Raw genomic sequence first — 17,393 nt, 5'->3', positions numbered from 1 at the left:
GCCGCACACGCCGTGGTGTCCTCTCCTGGACACCGCCGTCCCCGTCTCTGCCCGGGAGTACCTCTCATACGCAGACGCGCCGTTGGCGGCGTAACGGGGACGACGACTTCTAGTCGAAAAGGGTCACACTATGAACAGACTCGCCACGCTCCGAGCGAGCCGTAAGGGGAAGGTCTCGCTCGGGCTCGGTGCCGCCGTGGTCAGCCTGGCGATCTTCGGCGGCGCGACCGCGGCGAACGCCGTGTCCGCTCCGGCACCCCAGCAGGCAGCCCGCACCACCGGCGGGGGCGTCACTCTCGGCGAGGTCGGTTGCGTTCCGGGCACGATCATGGTTAAGCCGTTTAATCCGGTTAAGGTGAGGCCGGTTCCGCAGGAGCCGACCGGCGCCGGAGGTGAGAAGACCGTCGATAACCACAAGTGCAAAGACATTGCGCATGCGATTATCGGCACCTGCGGAGCAAGGACTGCGAAACCGCGAGTCAAGACCTGACACGGCGGCGCACCTACGTGTTCGACAGGCATGACGTCGCCGCCATCACCTACGATCTCTACGGCGGTGCTGGCTGCGACGAGAACGCAAAGCTCTTCACGATCACGACCCATGGGATCGCCGCATTCGTCGGTCCTTCGGCTACGGTCGCGGGGGCCTCGAACGTCCTCTTCACGTTCAAGAGCCGCGCGGGCACGCCTACCGCGGCCGGGCTGGGCGTGCTGCAACAGGCGTGTCCGCAATATCACTGGGCGCCGGGTGTCTCCGTGGACCTCAGCAAAGACGGTTGCGGCGCGCTCGTTCAGTCGAACACGGAGTGCCCCATTGAGTACGACCTCGCAGCGATCGTCTCTGGCGTCGCCTACTTCGGCGATCGAAGCCACCCACTTTGCACGGAAGCCACACGACCGACGAAGCTCGCATCGTGGGGTGTCGTAAAGAAACGGAAGTAATACGACCGATGAAGCTCGCATCCTGGGTGTCGTAAAGTCGAAGAAGCCGTAGTCGGCCTGTCTGAGATCGGTTTCTTATGCCGAACTCAGAGGGCATTCGAGGTGCTATTTCCACTGATGGGCCTGGTTTAGCATCCGGCCGATTCGCCTGATACAAACCGACATGTCCCTGAGGGCCCCTGAGGGCGGGGCAGCCGCTCCCGCTTTGTATCTCCATACGCCACGGATTCCGTCTGACGCAGAGGGGAGTCGTGTCCGCGGGTCGTCTCGGACGAACTGTGGTCGCTCATCGAGCCGTTGCTGCCCGAGCCGGGTCCGAAGCCGGTGGAAGGCAGGCTGCGGATGCCCGACCGCCAGGACTTGCCCGCGCCCCTGTTCGTGCTGCACACCGGCATCAGCTGCTGACCTGGGTCGCAGCGCGAGAGCGACGCCACCTTCCCGGGGGACGTCGCTCTCGTTTCATCTTTCGCGCTCTAGATTCCCGGGGTTCAGGTTGGCGTGCCGCGAGGCCGGCGGGGTCGGCGGGGTCGGTGCTGGGTCTTTGCGTCGGACGCCGCAGAGCGCATACCCGAGGCGTCGCCTCGCCAGGTCAGGCCTGCCGGCCGGCCGGGCTGGCCTGCGGGGTGAACATGGGGTTGCCTGCCACGGTGTCCTCCGCAGCCACCTCGTCCTGCAGGACGTCCCAGTGCTCCACCACCAGGCCGTCCTCGAAGCGGAAGATGTCGACCCCGAGGAGGGGCGTGTCGGACCCGCCGGAGTACCGGCCATGGACCATGACCAGGTCTCCCTCAGCGATGATCGCGCCCGGCTCGTAGCGGGTGGTGTCGGGCATGGCGGCGATGAACCCGCGCAGCCCTGCCTTGGTCGGCGGGATGAACGGGTTGTGCTGCACGTAGTCCGGGTGCACGTGCCGGTCCAGCGAGGCGAAGTCCTTGGAGCTGAACGCTGTCGTCAGGAACTCGAGGACAACGGCCTTGTTCCGCTCCGTCTCGGTCTGCTGCATCGGAATCCTCCACCAGAGTTGTCGACCAATTGGACCACTATGGAAGCATGATGTGGACCAGGTGGTCAACAAACGTCGTGGACACCGTCACCGGCGTACCGGTGGTGCACGGTGAAAGTCCTGGTCAATCACATCGCCATGATGCTCCCTACGGCAGGGGACTCCAGTCTGCTGACCGCCAACCCGGTGCCCTTCCTCGCCGGACGACCTGAGCCCGGCCGGACCTCAACTACTGGCTGACGAAGCGGAGCTGGCGGCGAGGGGCTGGTGCGAACCGGCCAGCGCGGGAAGGGGAACTGGCGGACTGTCCACGACCGCCACTGCGCTTGGCGAGATCCGCATCGCCGAATTCACCACCCACGCGTGGGACCTGGCTGTAGCCGCCGGTCATGCCATCAGCCTCCCCACGGTCCCTGGCCAAGGCACGTTCGACACCTACACGCGTGTGGCGCCTCGCATGCGAGGCGCCACACGCGGCCTACTCACCGACGATGTGCCGCAAGGGCCCATGCGCCCCTGTTCGATCGCGCACTGGGCTTGAGCGGCAGGTATCCCCGAGGGAACCGCCTCGTGCGCCATAAGGCCTGAAGCGGTTCACATGCCGGCCATGCCCTCAGACAGGGGCTGACGTCGGGCAAAGCGAGGAATTTCGCTCCGCCGGGGAGAATGCCGCTTGGCTCGTGACGATGTTGGCGTCGGGCTTGTAGCAGGCTGGCACGGTGTCCAGTTGCCGGCCGGCGCCGGCATAGGGGGTTCCTCGTCGTCAGGTGATGGAGACGTCGGTGAGGTCGATGGTGATCAGGACTGGTTCCGGCAGAGCGGTCCCGTCTTCCTGGATGGGCACGATGTACCGGTGGGTGGGGAAGACCAGCCCCGACTCTGTGACGTGTTTTTCGGTGAAGTGCGCGGCGGCGGGACTGCCGAGGACGTCGGGCGCGTAGTCGTGGCGTCGCAGCAGGCCTGCGGCGTTGTAGTAGAAGACCTGTTCCGTGTTGTGGGTGGCGATGTCGTCGGGGAATGTGACTCGTAGCCGTCGCCAGTCCTCACCGGTGTCCTGTAGTGGTTCCAGTTCCTGCACCACGACGCCGGGGCGGGTCAGCAGGTAGGGGGCCGTGAGGTAGTTCCACATCGCGTAGCCCGCGAAGTACAGCACGTGGAGCTCGTCCCATGGGGTGTCCGGACCGTGGCTGGCGAAGGCCTCGCGGGGAGCGGTTCGTTCGGCGACGACATCGCCGTTCCGCGTCTCGATCGTGACACGGTCGGGAGTGAACACACCGCGCAGTTCCGGCCCGGTGAAGCCCTTGTAGACCAGATGCTGCCGCTGCACGTCGACGGTCATGTCAGCCGTGGAAAGGATTCCCTCCTGGCCGCGAAGGGTCCACAGGAGTCCGCCAATGGACCCCTTGGCGTGGATGGTTGTTGCCTCTTGCCAGCGCTGGAGGCCACCGTGGGCCTCGAGAACACGATTCAGCAGATGACTCATGCGATGTTGTCCATTCGGCGGGTGTGTTTCCGGGTTCATCGGGCGACGTTGCAGCCAGACGATGAGAGCAGAGACATTGGCGGCGGCTTCGGATTGGCTTACAGCCAGGCTGCGACGAGGTTCTGTACCGGATCGCCGCCCTCACGCGCGAGGTAGAGCGCACGTGAACTGACCCAGAGAACGGTCGTGCCGAGATGCTCCGGGTAGTGCTTGAGCATCGAGTTGAAGAACTCGGCTGGGGTCTCATGCGCGGCCAGGGCGGTCTCGGCTACGTCGAGGTACCGGCGGGTCTGGGCGATGAGCCGCTCCGCGTCGTCGTCGAGGTTCTTGTTCTGGTGGCTTGCCACGATCTGGCGCGGTCCCAGCGCGGCGACAGTGTCGACGGCCTGGCGCCAGGGGCCGAAGTCGCCGTCGGCCGACTCGGCGAGGTAGATGTGCACCCCGTTGTAGATCACGTCGCCGGCCACCACCAGACCGAGGTCCGGCACGTGCAGCACCGCGCAGTCGTCGCTATCCGCGTGCCCCACGTCCACGAGGTTCAGGTCGTGCCCTTCGAGGGTCAGGCGGTTGCCGGGCACCGTGACCGCTGTGACAGGGGACGGCGGGATCTGACCCGGCCACATCACATCCCACAACACCTCCCGGGCGTACACGTTGTTGTGCATCTGCGCGATGGCGCCTGCCGAAGTGACCACCTGGGCGCCGAACCGCTCGGCGAGCATGCCGGCGGTGAACCAGTGGTCACCGTGCCCGTGGGTGACGACGATGTGCGTCAGCCGCTTCCCGCTCGCCTCGACCCAGTTCCCGACCTTCTCCGCCTGCTCGCGGGTCAGCGGCGGGTCGACCAACACGGCGTCCTGCCGGCCATGGACCAGGGTGACCGCGATGGGCTGGTAGACACGGGACTCCCCGTTGGGCAGCGGGTCGAGACCGGTCAGCTGCAGCGGGTCGGCAACGAACACGTCATAACTGATGTCGGTACTGGTGGACATGATTTCCCTCGCCAATCAGTGCGTGTGGTCAGGCAATTGGTGTGGCCGTCAGGGTTGTTCACGGGCGGTCGAGGAACCGCGCGACGTCACTCGCGAACTCCTCGTGGTGCTGGAAGAGGAAGCCGTGCGCCGCATCCGGGTAGATCTTGACCTCCGCGCCGGGGATGAGCCCCGCGAGCAGATGGGAGTAGCGCGGGAGGATCATCGGGTCACTGTCACCGTTGGTGACGAACACCGGTGCCTGGATCGTGGTCACCCGCTCCAAGAGCGGGAAGCTGGGGATGCCCTAGGCGGACACCGCGTCGTACTGTGCCTGGCGCGTCTGCCACGTGGTGGGCGCATCCAGTTCGGCCCGGGAGAACATCCGTCCCATGGCCTTCTCGCCGGCCGACCGGCTCTCTGGCGAGTGGGTGTAGAAGACGTCGAGCACCTTTGCGGGACGATCTCCGGCTCGCCACCGACTCGATGACCCACTGCGCCCATCCGTGCATGCCGGGCGCGCCCTGATGTGCCGCCGAAGCGAGCACGAGACGCCGTACCAGGACGGGCCGGATCAGTGCGATCTCCTGGGCCACGAAGGAGCCGAGCGAGAAGCCGAGGACGTCGGCCCGTGCCAGATCCAGGGCGTCGAGGAAGGAGATGGCGTCGAGGGCCATCTGCGCGACCGTGCTGGGTGTGGTGCCGCTGGATCCGCCGACGCCGGTGTTGTCGAAGGCGATGACGCGCCGGCCCTCGGCCAGGGCATCGATCAGCGCCGGATCCCAGTAGTCGAGGTTGCCCCGGAAGTGCATGAGCAGAACCAGCGGCACCCCGCCCTCGCCGACCTCGCGATACGCGTACTCGATGCCATTACCGGCGGACACCGTCTTGACGGGTGCGTCTGCGTAGAGCTGAGTCATCGGACTCTCCCTTCAGGGGCGGCCTTGCGGAGCCTGGATGGTTGTTCCGCCCGCAGAAACCGCTGGTCGGCCGCTGGGCGCCATCGATGTATAGCGATCGATGTATAGCGATCGATTTACTTCGATGATGCTAAAGTTACCTTCTTCCTCGATGTATGTAAAGCGATCGCTATACTCGGGATCATGGAGACTGAGACAACGACCACCGGGACCGCCCGTGGCGGCGGACGCGGCGCGCGGGAGCGCATCCTACGGGCGGCGGGGGAGCTCTTCTATGCGCGCGGTATCCACGCCACCGGCGTGGCGGCGCTGATCGAGGCCGCACATGTGTCGCCGCGTACCTTCTACGTGCACTTCCCGACCAAGAGCGCGCTGGCGGAGGAGTATCTGCGCCGGTTCGACAAGGAGACGCCGCTCCTCGCCGAATCGGAGCTGGAGCGCCGCGATCTGACGCCGGTTCAGCGGCTGTTGGCGATCTTCGCTCCGATCGACGGGGGGCCGGCCGCGGTCATCCGTGGCTGTCCGTTCCACAACGCCGTCGTCGAGGGCGCCGGGGAACTTCCCGAGATCGCCCACCTCGCGCAGCGGCACAAGCAGGCCTTCCGCGACCGCCTGGTGGCCACCGCCGCCGAGGCGGGAGCGGCTGACCCGGAGCCCCTGGGCCGGCAACTGGCCGTGCTCTTCGAGGGTGCCAACGCGCTGGCGGCCTCCAGCGACGACGCGGAGGCCTTCACGGATGCCCGGCGAGCGGCCGAGACGCTGCTGGACGTGGCGTTGAAGACCACTGTCTGAGTGTGAGTGTTCCGAGGCTGACATCCACTGGGCGTACAGGGCGCGTGCTCGTCGTGCGGCACGAGACAGAGACCGACCACGGCCGATGGCGCGCGGATCGGATGCGTTCAGGATGAGTCGTCATCCAGCACGGGGCGCTCGTCGGAGTTCGGGCGTGCCTGCGTATGGCCCGTGGTTACCGTGCCTTGTGCGAGCTGGCTGACGTAGTGGTGAACACCGCTGCCGCCGCCACGCAGCCCCTGGTCGCGAAGAGCCGGGTCACGTTACGGCAGAGCGACGCCGGCCGGTGCGCGACCCGACCGTCCGTCAACTGACCTGGTCGCCGGAGGCCACAAGTCCGGACCGGAGTCCGATCACTTGCGACGGGACACCCGTCAAGCGCGCAATACGGCGAGTGCGGCCTGCGTCGTGGCTGTCAGCACGTCCGCGGCCACTCTTGTCCGGGACAAGCAGTCCACACCGCGGACCACTGACACCAGGAGGTACCCCAGCCCTTTCGCGTCCTTCTCCATGCCCACCTCGCCGGCCGACTGAGCCTCCCGCACAGCCGACTCGATGGCGCTGGCGATGTTCTCATAGGCATCCTTGGCGATCTTGGCCACAGCCTTGTCAGCGGCCGCCACGTCGACTGTGGCCTTGGTGAGATAGCACCCGACGGGGGGCGCCTGGCGGGTCATCCGGCCAGTGACGGCCAGGAGGTAACCCTCGATGCGCTCCAGTGGCGCACCCCCTGCTTCAGGGGCGAGGGCCTGCCTGGCCTCCGCGACGAGGCCTCCGCAGTAGTCGTCGAACGTGCGCAGGTACAACTCGTGCTTGTTGCCGTAGGCCTTGTAGATGCTGCCCTTGCCCAGGCCTGTGGCCGCCATGAGGTCATACGTCGAGGTGCCCTCGTATCCGTGTGACCAGAACTGCTCCCGGATGACCGTCAGCATCTGGTCCGCGTCGAACCCGCGAGTCCTGCCCATGGCCGCAGCCTCATCTCTCCCGGCCCTCTCGAGCCGCAGACCCGATTGCGCGTACTTCACACCGGCATCTAGCGTACAGATTTTTTTGACCGAGTGGACCACATTGCGGTTGCGGAGACGCTCAGTGGTCCAGGGATTAGGCAGTCATCGCGCTCATGACCCGCCGGCTCACCCGCCGCAAGGCCCGGCCTGTCGAACGGCATGTGATCAGCCCGTGCTGTCTGGCAATCGCGGCATGACCTGGCACGGCCTTCTGTTCGGAGACGGAAGCCGGCAGTCAGGCGGCGAAGGTGCGGCGGTATCTCGACGGGCTGGTCCTGGTCATCGCGGTGAAGTGGATGCGCAGTGACTCGGCGGAGCCGAAGCCGCATTGGTGGGCGATATCGTCGATGCCGAGGCGAGTGGTCTCGAGGAGTTCGCGGGCGCGGGCTACGCGTTGCGTGGCCACCCAGTTCATGACGCTCGTTCCGGTCACGGCCCGGAATCTGCGGCGCAGGGTTCGTGTGCTCATGTGGCTGTGTCGGCTGGCCGACTCCAGGGTGAGTGGCTCGTCGAGGTGTTCCAGGATCCAGGTGATCACGTCAGTGATCTCGGAGTCGCCGCCGGACGGGATGTGCTCGATGAACTGGGCCTGTCCTCCATCGCGGTGGGGCGGGCTGACCAGGAAGCGGGCCATCGTGTTCGCGGCGGCCTGGCCATGGTCGAGCCGCAGGAGATGCAGGCACAGATCGGTTCCGGCGAGGACACCCGCGGAGGTGAAGACGCCGGTGTCCTCGACGTAGAGCTCCGCTTCGCGGACCGTGACCGACGGGTGGCGGTCTCGCAGCAGTCTGGCCCAGTGCCAGTGGGTGGTGGCGCTGCGGCCGTCCAGGATCCCGGCCGCCGCCAGGGCGAAGGCGCCCGTGCATATCGACACCATCCGGCTGCCCCGGTCGTACGCGTCACGCAGCCGTTCGACCAGCTCGGCGTCCGGAGGCTCGGTGGGGTCCTGCACTCCGGCGACGATCACGGTGTCGGCCGTGTCCAGCCGGTCGAGCGGCTCGACCTCGCGGGGCACCAGCGAGTTTTCCGCGGGAACCGGACTCACCAAGGTCAGCTCGTAGGTGGCGCTGCCGGGCCAGCAGGCGGTCACGTAGTCCGGCCAGTGGCCGAACACCTGCTGGGGAACGGCTACGTCCAACGGGACGTAGCCCGGCTGCACCACCACTGCGACCTTGGCCAGATCTTTGGGATTATTGTCCATCTGGCCATCGTACGGTGGCCTCGGTCTTTCTAGGCTGGTCGCGTCGCCGATCGCGATGAGTGAGGAGATGCGCAACATGTACGTAGTAGTCGAGACGTGGACCCCGAAGCCCGCGTTCTTCGCCGCCGACGAGGAGACGCGGAACAACCTGTTCGCAGGGATTCAGGAAGCCATGAAGCAGCTCGCGGAAATCGGCGTCGTGACGCTCGGCTGGGGCAGGGTGGAACCGGCCGCGCATTCCGCGTCCCATGAGTGGTTTGCGGTCTGGCAGGCCCCTTCAAGGGATCTGGCCGACGGGTTCCTGGGCGGTGTCGAGAGCTCCGGCTGGTACACCTACTTCGAGCAGTCCAACGTCGTGGGTGAGCTGCGGTCGGTCGAGGCGGTTGCCGCCGAGCACCTGGCACTGGAGGCTGAGGTCAAGTGAGCGTGCTCGAGAAACTGCTGGAGGAGATCGGAGGGTGGCCGCGTACGGCGGCTACGGAGGCCGCTGTTGCCTTCACTGCCGAGCACTCTCCGGAATGGCTGCTCAACCACGCTGTCCGCAGTTACTTCTACGCTCGTAGTATCGCCACCGCCAGGAACCTCGTTGCAGGCGTGGACTACGACGACGAGACGCTCTTTCTCGCCACGGTGCTGCACGACATCGGTCTGACCGACGCGGGGCAGGGGCCGAACCGGTTCGAGGTGGACGGTGCGTTCCGGGCCGCTCGATTCGCCCGGGAACACGGGCTGTCCGATGTCGCCGCCGACCAGATCTGGGACGCGGTGGCGCTGCATACCTCCCCAGGGATCGCGCCCCACAAGCATACGGTCGGCGCTCTCGCACATTTCGGTATCGGCGCCGACATGTTCGCCTTCGGTATCGAGGAGGTGGACCGGGCGGTACTGGACGCGGCGCACGCGGCGTTTCCGTTTCTGGATCTGCGGAACAACATCCATGCACAGGTGGCCCACCAGATCGACGAGCAGCCGTCGAAGTGGGCGCCGCTGTCGTTCGTCGACATCGTCTATCGCAAGCACCGACCGGACAATCCGTTCCCCGGGCTGGACGAGCTGGTCGCCGCCCCGGTGCGTCCGGAGTAACGACGTCTCGCGGTGGCTGCGGCCGGGTGCCGTGGCCGTTTGCCGGCAGGCAGCTGTGACGAAGAAGACGTGGAGCCGGGCCCCCGTGTGCCTGGCTCCACGCCTGTGTTGACCTGGCATCGCGTTCCAGGCCTTTGAGTGGTGTGCATCGTGAAGTTGCAGGTCACGGGTCTGGTGTGCGTGGGGTTCGGGATGCTCGTGCTGATCGTGGGCGGATGACTTCGGTGAAGATCGTCGGTCAGCAACAGATCGGCTATCGCGCGGTGGATCGAGGCTGAGTGCCAGCAGGAAGTAGTCTGGAACCGCCATCGTCACCGGTGCGGCGAGCGGAATGGGCGAGCAGCTTGCCTACGAGCTTGCCCGTAAGGGCAGTTCACTGGTCCTGGTCGACCGCGACGCCACACGACTCAAGCAGGTCGCCGGGACCGTACGTTCCCGCACGACCACGCCAGTGACGACCTATGTGGTCGACCTCGCCGACGAAGAAGCCACCCGAGGCCTCGGTGATCAGCTCGCCGCCGAGCACCCGGACATCCGCCTACTGATCAACAATGCCGGCGTAGCCCTCGCCGGAACGTTCGATCAGGTAGACGCCGAGGAGTTCGACTGGCTGTTGGCAGTGAATCTACGCGCTGTCGTCACACTGACGCGAGCAATGTTGACGATCTCTCCTGGTTTTCCTGAGACGCTCTGCGCATGGCTCGCCCATCTCGAACACCAGGGGAAAGCTTGGGGCATGTGCCGCTGGACGGACCGGGGTTCCGCAGATATCCGGTGACCTAGTGTCACGAGTCGTGGATCTACCTGGGGAAATGCTCGGCGGCCTAGGGTAGGGTCGTGTCTCTAGGAACTGACATTCTCGCTGGTCAGAGACTTGGAGCGGTGACTCCGGGCACGTCAGGGCGGTCCGGGCTTGATGAGCGTATCGAGTCCAAGGTCGTTCTGGATGCGCTTCATTGTCAAGATCAGAGTGGTGCTACCTACCCAAATAGTGCCGTTTGCCCGATTTTCAATGCGGTTTCCGCAGGGCTTTGTGTCTCTAGGGCAGGCGGGCTGACCTGGGTATTCGCAGGTCTCTAGAGACACGCGTCGTTCACGCCTCGCAGGCTGTCCTCCCAGGTCAGTGGCGCTTTTGTTGCTCTAGGCGATCAGATATCTGCGGAACCCGGGACGGACGCATCCGTCGAAACCGGGTGCGTCCGTCCAGTCAGAGCGAGGAGAACGTCAGGCCTTGCAGGCCACGTTCGCCATCGTCCCGGCCTCGCCGTGATACGCGTTGCGGCAGTGCAGCATCCACTGCCCCGGGTTGTCCGCGTCGAAGAACACGGACACCTTCTTCTTGGGCGGCACGATCGTGGTGTCCTTGCGCGGTCCGGACGTGCCGAGCTGGTATGTGTGGCCGTGCAGGTGCATCGGGTGCCACATGTCCGTGGCGTTGACGACGTCGAGCCGTACCCGCTGCCCCTCCTCGACGAGGATCGGATTCGCCTCGGGATCCTTCATGTCGAACGGCTTGCCGTTGATGGCCCAGTTGTACTTCTCCATGCCGCCGGTCAGCTTGAGCTGGTGGGTGACGTCGGCTTTGGCGGACTTCAGGCGCACCTCGCCGGCGGCCCGCAGCTGGGACGCCGTCATGATCATGCCGTCGAGCTCCTTCGGACGGACGGTCGCAGACGGCTTGCTCCCCGAACCCATGCGCACCAGTGCGAGGCCGTTCGCGTTCTTGCCCTCGGCCAGGGCGACGAGCGGGAAGACGCCGTCGCCGAGGGTGACGAGGACGTCGTACCACTGCCGACCAGCAGGGCGTCCACCTCCTGGTGCTCGACCGGGAAGCCGTCGGTGTGGGTGATGGTCAGCTTGTGGCCGCCCAGGGCGACCCGGTAGGCGGTGTCCGAGCCCGCGTTGATGATCCGCAGACGCACCTTCCTGCCGGGCCTGCCGGTGTAGACGTCCGGGTCACTCGCCACCCGGCCGTTGATCAGGTGGTGCGGGTACTTCACGTCGCCGGCGTCGCCGCCGAGCAGCTTGCTCGTGGCGCCCATCAACATGAACTTCGGCGGCATGCCGCCCGAGGAGGCCGAGGCGGAGGGCGACGCGGAGTCCCCCATGCCCGTCCTGCCCATGTCTCCCATGCTGTCGTCCGAGCAGCTGCTGGGGCTGGCGCTGCTGCCCATGTCCATGCCGCTCGTGCCGCCCATGCCTTGCTTGAGCTCGGTGAAGACCTCGTCGGGAGTGCCGGTGACGCCGTCCATCCAGTCGTCGAGGAGGACGACCCACTCGTCGTCGTAGGCGAGGGTCTCCTTGGGGTCCTCGACGATCAGCGGGCGTACAGGCCGCGGTCGAGCTGGACGCCGACGTGCGGGTGGAAGAAGTATGTGCCGGGGGCGTCGGCGATGAACTGGTAGGTGAAGGTGGAGCCGGCCCGGACGGCGGTCTGGACGGCGGGCGGCACGCCGTCCATGTCGTTGCGCAGTGCGATGCCGTGCCAGTGGATCGACGTGGTGGTCTTGTTCGGGAGCTGGTTGGACAGCTCGGCGACCAGGGTGTCGCCGACGGACAGCCGGACCTCCTTGCCGGGGGTGCGACCGTCGAAGGCCCAGGTCTTGGGCATGACGCCACCACCCAAGTCGATCATGGTGGGTGCGGCGGTCAGAGTGAGCTTCTGCTGCCGTCCGGCGCTCTTGCGCTGCTTCTCCCCGGCGGCGACAGCCGGGTCGGTGGGGCTGATCAGGGCGTTGCCGCCACCGGAGCCGCTTCCGCCCCCACTGCTGCAGGCGGCGAGAGCGCCGGCGCCAGCGACTCCCAGGCCGGTGAGCAGGACGGAGCGGCGGTTGATGCTGTTCATTGCGTTGTCCTCTGTGTCATAACTGCCGATGCGGTCGCGAAGGGACGGCACATCGCGCGCCGTCTGGCGCGGCCTATATGCGCAGTTGTGAGAGGACGGACAGGTCGGGCGGGGCCAGGGCCGCCCGCATTCTCGGATGGTGAGACGGTGAGGTCAGGTCACGAGGTGATCGCGGTGGGTGTGTCACCGGGCTGACATGCAACAAGGCCCCATAGAACGGGTGATTGTCGAAGATCAACTCGTTCGCTGGAGCCTCGTTGTCCGTGCAGTCTGTCATGCCCGCGGCCGTCTCGGCCATCGCCGCCACCCTCATGGAGGGTGAGGAGCCCGGGGCCGGGGGTTCGGCCGTTGATCTGCGGCAGGTGTGGGCGCAGATCACCGATCCGCGTGATCGGCGGGGACGCCGTCATTCGCTCGTGGTGATCCTGGCCTTGGTGCAGGCCGCGGTGGTGAGCGGCGCGACGACGTTCGCGGCGATCAAGCACTGGGCCGGCGCGGTCCCCCAGCACGTTCTTGCCGGTGTCGGTGCACGTCAGGACCCTCGGACCGGTCTGTATCAGGCGCCACACCCCGACACGGTGTGCCGCGTGCTGGAGCGGGTGGATGCCGCCGAGGTCGACGCGGCCTATGCCCGCCATCGGTCAGCGCAACTGGCCGGCGTTCATGACGTGGGCGAACTGATCCCGATGACCGTGGACGGCAAGACCCAGCGAGGTACGGCCGAGGGCCGGCGCCGCGCCCGGCACCGGATGGGCGTGATGCTCGCCGAGGATGGGATCACGGTCGCCCAACTGGATGTAGACGGCAAGAGCAACGAGATCACCGCGTTCATCCCGCTGCTCGACCAGATCCCGGACCTGAAGAACGTGGTGATCAGTGCCGACATGATGCATACCCAACGTGAGCACGCGGCGTATCTGCATCGGCGGGGCGCGTACTTCGTGCTGCCGGTGGGCGGTAACCAGCCGGGCCTGTTCGATCGACTCGACGCGCTGGCCTGGCGCGAGGTGCCCATCGGCTGGACCACCTACGACCGCGGTCACGGCCGCCAGGAGATCCGCACCATCCAGGTCAGGCCCGCCCCCAAGAACACCCGATTTCCCCACGTCAAGCAGGTGTTCTTGATCGAACGTCGCTTCTTGGACCTGGCCGGGGAACACCTGTCCAGCCAGGCAGTGCTCGGAATCACCAGCCTGTCCGCCGCCCAAGCCGGCCCCCGACGACTCGCCGAACTCGCCCGCGGCGAGTGGCCGATCGAAAACCGCGACCACTACGTCCGGGACGTAACCCTGGGCGAAGACCGGTGCCGAGTCCGAACCGGCGCCTTCCCCTCCATCCTGGCCGTCATGCGCAGCCACGCCATCACCGCCTACACCCGCCCCGGCGACACCGTCCTGGACCCGGACTGCGGCGCGGGCACCGTGCTGACCGAAGCCCTGCGCTCCGGCCGGCACGCCATCGGACTGACCGGCCAGCCCCGTTGGTGGCCCGTCGCCCGCGCCAACATCACTGCCGCCAAGTACGACGGCGCCACCCCCGACGGCATGGTGCTCAACCACTCGCCCGCCTCCGCCGCTACCCGGCCGGCCGCGTGCAGCAGGCGCTGATCGAGTGCCGGCCCCTGCTGCGCCCCGGCGGCCACATCGTCGTCACCGTACGGCCGCGCCGACAGCGCGGCCTGCTGCTGGACCTGACCGGGCACGCCCGCGACGCCGCGCGTGCGGCCGGACTGGTGCCCGTCGACCGGTGCGTGGCCCTGCTGGCCGAACTCCGGGGCGACCGCCTGCTCGTACTGGCCTCCATGGCCCAGCGCCGCCCGCCACGAGCGCGCCACCGGTCACCCGGTCACGCTGCCCGCCCACCATGACGTTCTGATCTTCCGAGCCCCGGACGAACTGGCCGCAGCCGCCGCTCTTCGACCCCCACCTCTGGTGCAGCGGCCCTCCGTCGAAAGTTACGCCCTATCCGGCGTCGCCTGCGCACCGGAGTGGAGAGCCCGAGAACGTCAGTGATGCGTGTCACTGTTCTCGTCCTGCGGATCGAGCAGGAACGTGTCGTGGAGGCTGCTTGCGATGTCGAGGCTGAAGGCGACGTCGGGGGCGAGTTTGATGTCGGTGGGGTGGCCGTCGTCGCCGGTTCGGTAGGTGAGGTACCCGGCGGAGACGGCGTTGGCGAGCAGTTCGGGGTTGCGTTGGACCAGTGTGAGGGCGTCTTGGTGCTTGCGGATGCGCTTCTTGCGGCGGCACGGGGCCGCGGTGTCACCGGCGGAGGCCAGGACCGCCTTCTCCAATGCGGTCACATGCTCATCCAGGCGGGTGAACTCTGCGCGTGCTGGGAGCCGTGTTGTTGTTGTGGCGTTGTTCGCTGGGCCGTCGGATTTGGTGGAGCGCGCTTACATCCACAACGACGAGCCCGCGGACAAACCCATCTCAACCTGCTACTTAGCCAGAGGACTTGCAATGGGGTGTTCCGAGCAGCGCCCCCGTCAGTTCGCCGTCGCGCCGGCCGTCCCGGCCGGGCGCCTGCCCTTGGAGCCACAGGCATGTCAGAATCCCCCCGCAGGAAAAACTGGTCCCGCCGCAGGGTCCTCGGCGCCACTGCGGGTGGTACCGCGGCCGCCGCGATCGGCGCGCTGGGTCTCGCCAAAGCCGCCAGCAGGTCCTCTGCCTCGCTGGAGGCCGGCGCGTCCTCCGCTCCACCGGCGTCCGGCGCGACCGGTGACGTGGTCGGCAAGATCACCGTCGGCTACCAGGGTTGGTTCGCCGCCAAGGGCGACTCCGCCCCCATCGACGGCTGGTGGCACTGGGCGCGGGACTGGGGCAAGGCCCCCTCGCGGTCGAACGCCGGCATCAACTGCTGGCCCGACATGCGCGAATACACTCACACTTACCAGACCGCGTACGCCAAACTTGGAAACGGCCAACCTGCCACGCTCTTCTCGTCCTATGACCAGCAGACCGTCGACACCCACTTCTCCTGGATGCGTCAGTACGGCATCGACACCGCGGCCCTCCAGCGTTTCAACCCAACCGGCGGCGAAGGCCCGACACGTGACGCGATGGCCACCAAGGTGCGCCACGCGGCCGAGTCGCACAACGTGAAGTTCTACATCATGTACGACGTGACCGGCTGGACGAACATGCAGTCCGAGATCAAGGCGGACTGGACCAAAAAGATGTCCGCCCACACCGCTTCGGCCGCATACGCTAAGCAGAATGGCAAGCCCGTCGTCTGTATCTGGGGGTTCGGGGTCCATCCCTTCGACTCGGGCGCCTGCCTGGACGTCATCAACTGGTTCAAGGCGCAGGGCTGCTACGTCATCGGTGGCGTGCCCCACGAGTGGCGGACCAACGGTGGTGGCGGGCTCGCCGACGTCTACCGGGCATTCAACATGATTTCGCCGTGGATGGTCGGAGCCATCGGCGACGCCGCCGGATCGGACTGGTACTACCAGAATGTCAACCTCGGCGACCAGGCCGAATGTAAGGCCCACGGTATCGACTACCAGCCTTGCGTACTGCCTGGTGACCTCTCGCTCCGCGAGCGCGCCCACGGCGACTTCATGTGGCGGCAGTTCTACAACATGGTCCGGCTCGGCGCCCAGGGCATCTACATTTCGATGTTCGACGAGTTCAACGAGGGCAACCAGATTCTCAAGACCGCCGAGACCCAGGCGACCGTGCCCACCGACTCCGGCTTCCTTTCGCTGGACGAGGACGGCACGCCCTGCTCCTCGGACTACTACCTGCGACTCACCGGCGACGGCGGAAAGATGCTCAAGGGCAAAATCGCCCTGACCGCCAAGCGTCCCACCAGGCCTGTCGTCTCTCACAAGGTGATCAGCCTGCGCATGGTCGGCAAAAAACGCTACGTCACCGCGGAAAACGCAGGCGCGAAAGCGCTGATCGCCAACCGCACCGCCATCGGGCCGTGGGAGCAGTTCGATCTAATCGACGCCGGGAGGGGCAAGGTCGCCCTGCGCTCTCACGCCAACAACCATTTCGTCACGGCCGGCAAGGCACCCCTGAAGGCCGACAGCACCACCCTCGGCCGCGCGCAGACCTTCATGCTGCACCACAACTCGGACGGGACCGTCAGCCTCGTCGCCATGGCCAACAACCGGTACGTCACGGCGGGGCACACGGGTGCATCCTCGCTGATCGCTAACCGGAAGGCCGTCGGCCCGCGGGAGAAGTTCATACTCATCACGGACTGACCGCCGTGATAGGAATTTCCACATTCACACGGGTTTATACCGTGCACCAGCTGGAGATCTTCGTTGCGGTCGCGCGCTTCCGGTCGTTCACTGGGTTGTGTGGCTTCGTAGATGACAGCTGACAGCGGATGTTGGCGAGTTCCGGCAGCGCTTAATGATCGGTGGGCGCGGAAATGTCGATGAGTTTTGACAGCGCTCAGTGGCGGTGTCGATGTCCGGTTGGGGCGCTGTGGGCGGTGCAGGTCCACGCAGGGTAACCACCCACCTGCTTGGGTCGGTCGCGTCTGTGTCCGCTGCTGAGCGCTTGGTTGGCAGGGGCATGGTCAGGACGCCGCTGCGGGGCAGCGCGGAGGTGGCCGCGAAGCACACGCGGATGCCGCGACGCGGCGGGCGATGGAAGCGCGTGGCCTGAACCTTGCGGCTACCCGACAGCAGGCTCGTCGACGGTGGCGAGGCCGGGTGCGTGGTCCAGGTCGTCGCGGTCGATGTGGTCGGCGTGGAACAAGCCCTGGGTCAGCAGGCGGCGCACGTGTTCGTCGGCAGCGCTGTAGTAGACGAAGGTTCCCTCGCGGCGGCCCTTGACCAGTCCGGCCAGGCGGAGTTTGGCCAGGTGCTGGCTAACCGCGGTGGAGGCGGCACCGGTGAGTTCGGCCAGGCATGCGACGTTGGACTCGCCCTGCAGCAGCGCCCACAGGATTTTGATGCGGGTGGGGTCAGACAGCAGCCGGAACGACTCGGCGGCCAGGTGCACCTGTTCCTCGTTCGGCATGTCGAAGTCCGGCAGCGACGTGTGCATGCGCTCAGCATACCCCGCAGCCTGCCTGCTTGCGTATCTGCGTGAGTGCGCATATACGATGGCGCGGTGATAACAGAACTGAAAACCCCAGCCGCCCGTCAGGCCGGCGCCGCAGCGCCGTCACGGGCCGTCTC

General features: G+C 66.5%; 21 protein-coding genes. 9 read left to right on the top strand and 12 right to left on the bottom strand.

Features of this window, described 5'->3' with window-relative positions; all coding sequences use genetic code 11:
• The first annotated feature begins 130 nt into the window (after positions 1–130).
• Both AB0I04_RS38735 and AB0I04_RS38730 read left to right on the top strand, forming a co-directional pair.
• Positions 131–490, top strand: coding sequence for a hypothetical protein (locus AB0I04_RS38735; protein WP_360896577.1), 360 nt, complete (start codon positions 131–133; stop codon positions 488–490).
• A gap of 17 nt (positions 491–507) precedes the next feature.
• Complete coding sequence (locus AB0I04_RS38730) at positions 508–942, top strand: hypothetical protein (RefSeq protein WP_360896574.1); 435 nt, start codon at positions 508–510, stop codon at positions 940–942.
• Between the two features lie 589 nt (positions 943–1,531).
• Here the strand turns inward: AB0I04_RS38730 and AB0I04_RS38725 are convergent.
• The 5 genes from AB0I04_RS38725 to AB0I04_RS38705 all read right to left on the bottom strand — a co-directional run bounded on the left by AB0I04_RS38725 (position 1,532) and on the right by AB0I04_RS38705 (position 5,319).
• Positions 1,532–1,945 (bottom strand): nuclear transport factor 2 family protein, encoded by a 414-nt coding sequence (locus tag AB0I04_RS38725; RefSeq protein ID WP_360896571.1) that lies wholly within the window; start codon positions 1,943–1,945, stop codon positions 1,532–1,534.
• Positions 1,946–2,708: 763 nt separating this feature from the next.
• The gene (locus AB0I04_RS38720; protein ID WP_360896568.1) at positions 2,709–3,284 is read right to left on the bottom strand and encodes a hypothetical protein; all 576 of its coding nucleotides are present in this window, start codon (positions 3,282–3,284) and stop codon (positions 2,709–2,711) included.
• A 242-nt stretch (positions 3,285–3,526) separates the two neighbouring features.
• A complete protein-coding gene (locus AB0I04_RS38715) occupies positions 3,527–4,420 on the bottom strand; it encodes an MBL fold metallo-hydrolase (protein WP_360896565.1) in 894 nt (297 codons plus the stop codon).
• A gap of 58 nt (positions 4,421–4,478) precedes the next feature.
• Positions 4,479–4,676, bottom strand: a complete 198-nt coding sequence (locus AB0I04_RS38710; protein WP_360896562.1) for an alpha/beta hydrolase — start codon at positions 4,674–4,676, stop codon at positions 4,479–4,481.
• A complete protein-coding gene (locus AB0I04_RS38705; RefSeq protein WP_360896559.1) occupies positions 4,636–5,319 on the bottom strand; it encodes an alpha/beta fold hydrolase in 684 nt (227 codons plus the stop codon). Before AB0I04_RS38705 ends, AB0I04_RS38710 begins: the two co-directional genes overlap by 41 nt.
• 183 nt (positions 5,320–5,502) lie before the next feature.
• On the opposite strand from AB0I04_RS38705, the gene AB0I04_RS38700 reads away from it, so the two are divergent.
• Complete coding sequence (locus tag AB0I04_RS38700) at positions 5,503–6,111, top strand: helix-turn-helix domain-containing protein (RefSeq protein ID WP_360896556.1); 609 nt, start codon at positions 5,503–5,505, stop codon at positions 6,109–6,111.
• Between the two features lie 374 nt (positions 6,112–6,485).
• Here the strand turns inward: AB0I04_RS38700 and AB0I04_RS38695 are convergent, their stop codons facing one another.
• Together AB0I04_RS38695 and AB0I04_RS38690 are read right to left on the bottom strand one after the other, a co-directional pair.
• Complete coding sequence (locus AB0I04_RS38695; protein ID WP_360896553.1) at positions 6,486–7,136, bottom strand: TetR/AcrR family transcriptional regulator; 651 nt, start codon at positions 7,134–7,136, stop codon at positions 6,486–6,488.
• Positions 7,137–7,353: 217 nt separating this feature from the next.
• Positions 7,354–8,319 (bottom strand): helix-turn-helix domain-containing protein, encoded by a 966-nt coding sequence (locus tag AB0I04_RS38690; protein ID WP_360896550.1) that lies wholly within the window; start codon positions 8,317–8,319, stop codon positions 7,354–7,356.
• Between the two features lie 76 nt (positions 8,320–8,395).
• Between AB0I04_RS38690 and AB0I04_RS38685 the strand changes: the two genes are divergently transcribed.
• The 3 genes from AB0I04_RS38685 (at position 8,396) to AB0I04_RS38675 (ending at position 10,180) form a co-directional block, all read left to right on the top strand.
• Positions 8,396–8,743: a DUF6616 family protein gene (locus AB0I04_RS38685; RefSeq protein WP_360896547.1), complete on the top strand. Its 348-nt coding sequence runs from the start codon at positions 8,396–8,398 to the stop codon at positions 8,741–8,743.
• Positions 8,740–9,402 (top strand): HD domain-containing protein, encoded by a 663-nt coding sequence (locus AB0I04_RS38680; protein ID WP_360896544.1) that lies wholly within the window; start codon positions 8,740–8,742, stop codon positions 9,400–9,402. The genes AB0I04_RS38685 and AB0I04_RS38680 overlap by 4 nt, the downstream gene beginning before the upstream one ends.
• Positions 9,403–9,709: 307 nt before the next feature.
• Positions 9,710–10,180 carry an SDR family NAD(P)-dependent oxidoreductase gene (locus tag AB0I04_RS38675; RefSeq protein ID WP_360896670.1) on the top strand — a complete coding sequence of 157 codons (471 nt, stop codon included), beginning with the start codon at positions 9,710–9,712 and terminating at the stop codon, positions 10,178–10,180.
• Between the two features lie 446 nt (positions 10,181–10,626).
• Here AB0I04_RS38675 and AB0I04_RS38670 read toward each other — a convergent pair whose 3' ends face one another.
• From AB0I04_RS38670 to AB0I04_RS38660, 3 genes are all read right to left on the bottom strand, one after another.
• A complete protein-coding gene (locus AB0I04_RS38670; RefSeq protein ID WP_360896541.1) occupies positions 10,627–11,043 on the bottom strand; it encodes a multicopper oxidase domain-containing protein in 417 nt (138 codons plus the stop codon).
• Complete coding sequence (locus tag AB0I04_RS38665) at positions 11,040–11,654, bottom strand: hypothetical protein (protein ID WP_360896538.1); 615 nt, start codon at positions 11,652–11,654, stop codon at positions 11,040–11,042. Before AB0I04_RS38665 ends, AB0I04_RS38670 begins: the two co-directional genes overlap by 4 nt.
• A 65-nt stretch (positions 11,655–11,719) precedes the next feature.
• Positions 11,720–12,247, bottom strand: a complete 528-nt coding sequence (locus AB0I04_RS38660; RefSeq protein ID WP_360896535.1) for a multicopper oxidase domain-containing protein — start codon at positions 12,245–12,247, stop codon at positions 11,720–11,722.
• A gap of 263 nt (positions 12,248–12,510) precedes the next feature.
• On the opposite strand from AB0I04_RS38660, the gene AB0I04_RS38655 reads away from it, so the two are divergent.
• Positions 12,511–13,854 (top strand): ISAs1 family transposase, encoded by a 1,344-nt coding sequence (locus AB0I04_RS38655; protein WP_360896667.1) that lies wholly within the window; start codon positions 12,511–12,513, stop codon positions 13,852–13,854.
• Complete coding sequence (locus tag AB0I04_RS38650) at positions 13,839–14,114, top strand: hypothetical protein (protein WP_360896532.1); 276 nt, start codon at positions 13,839–13,841, stop codon at positions 14,112–14,114. The genes AB0I04_RS38655 and AB0I04_RS38650 overlap by 16 nt, the downstream gene beginning before the upstream one ends.
• Before the next feature lie 138 nt (positions 14,115–14,252).
• On the opposite strand, the gene AB0I04_RS38645 is transcribed toward AB0I04_RS38650, so the two are convergent.
• The gene (locus AB0I04_RS38645) at positions 14,253–14,546 is read right to left on the bottom strand and encodes a hypothetical protein (RefSeq protein WP_360896529.1); all 294 of its coding nucleotides are present in this window, start codon (positions 14,544–14,546) and stop codon (positions 14,253–14,255) included.
• A gap of 423 nt (positions 14,547–14,969) precedes the next feature.
• Between AB0I04_RS38645 and AB0I04_RS38640 the strand changes: the two genes are divergently transcribed.
• Positions 14,970–16,463 carry a hypothetical protein gene (locus AB0I04_RS38640; protein ID WP_360896526.1) on the top strand — a complete coding sequence of 498 codons (1,494 nt, stop codon included), beginning with the start codon at positions 14,970–14,972 and terminating at the stop codon, positions 16,461–16,463.
• A 421-nt stretch (positions 16,464–16,884) separates the two neighbouring features.
• Here the strand turns inward: AB0I04_RS38640 and AB0I04_RS38635 are convergent, their stop codons facing one another.
• The gene (locus tag AB0I04_RS38635) at positions 16,885–17,259 is read right to left on the bottom strand and encodes a metalloregulator ArsR/SmtB family transcription factor (protein ID WP_360896523.1); all 375 of its coding nucleotides are present in this window, start codon (positions 17,257–17,259) and stop codon (positions 16,885–16,887) included.
• Positions 17,260–17,393: the final 134 nt, after the last annotated feature.

The organism is Actinoallomurus sp. NPDC050550, from assembly GCF_040655075.1.
Lineage (GTDB): Bacteria > Actinomycetota > Actinomycetes > Streptosporangiales > Streptosporangiaceae > Actinoallomurus.
The sequence above is the reverse complement of the archived record's forward strand: the minus strand, read 5'-3'. Positions and strand labels throughout refer to the sequence as shown.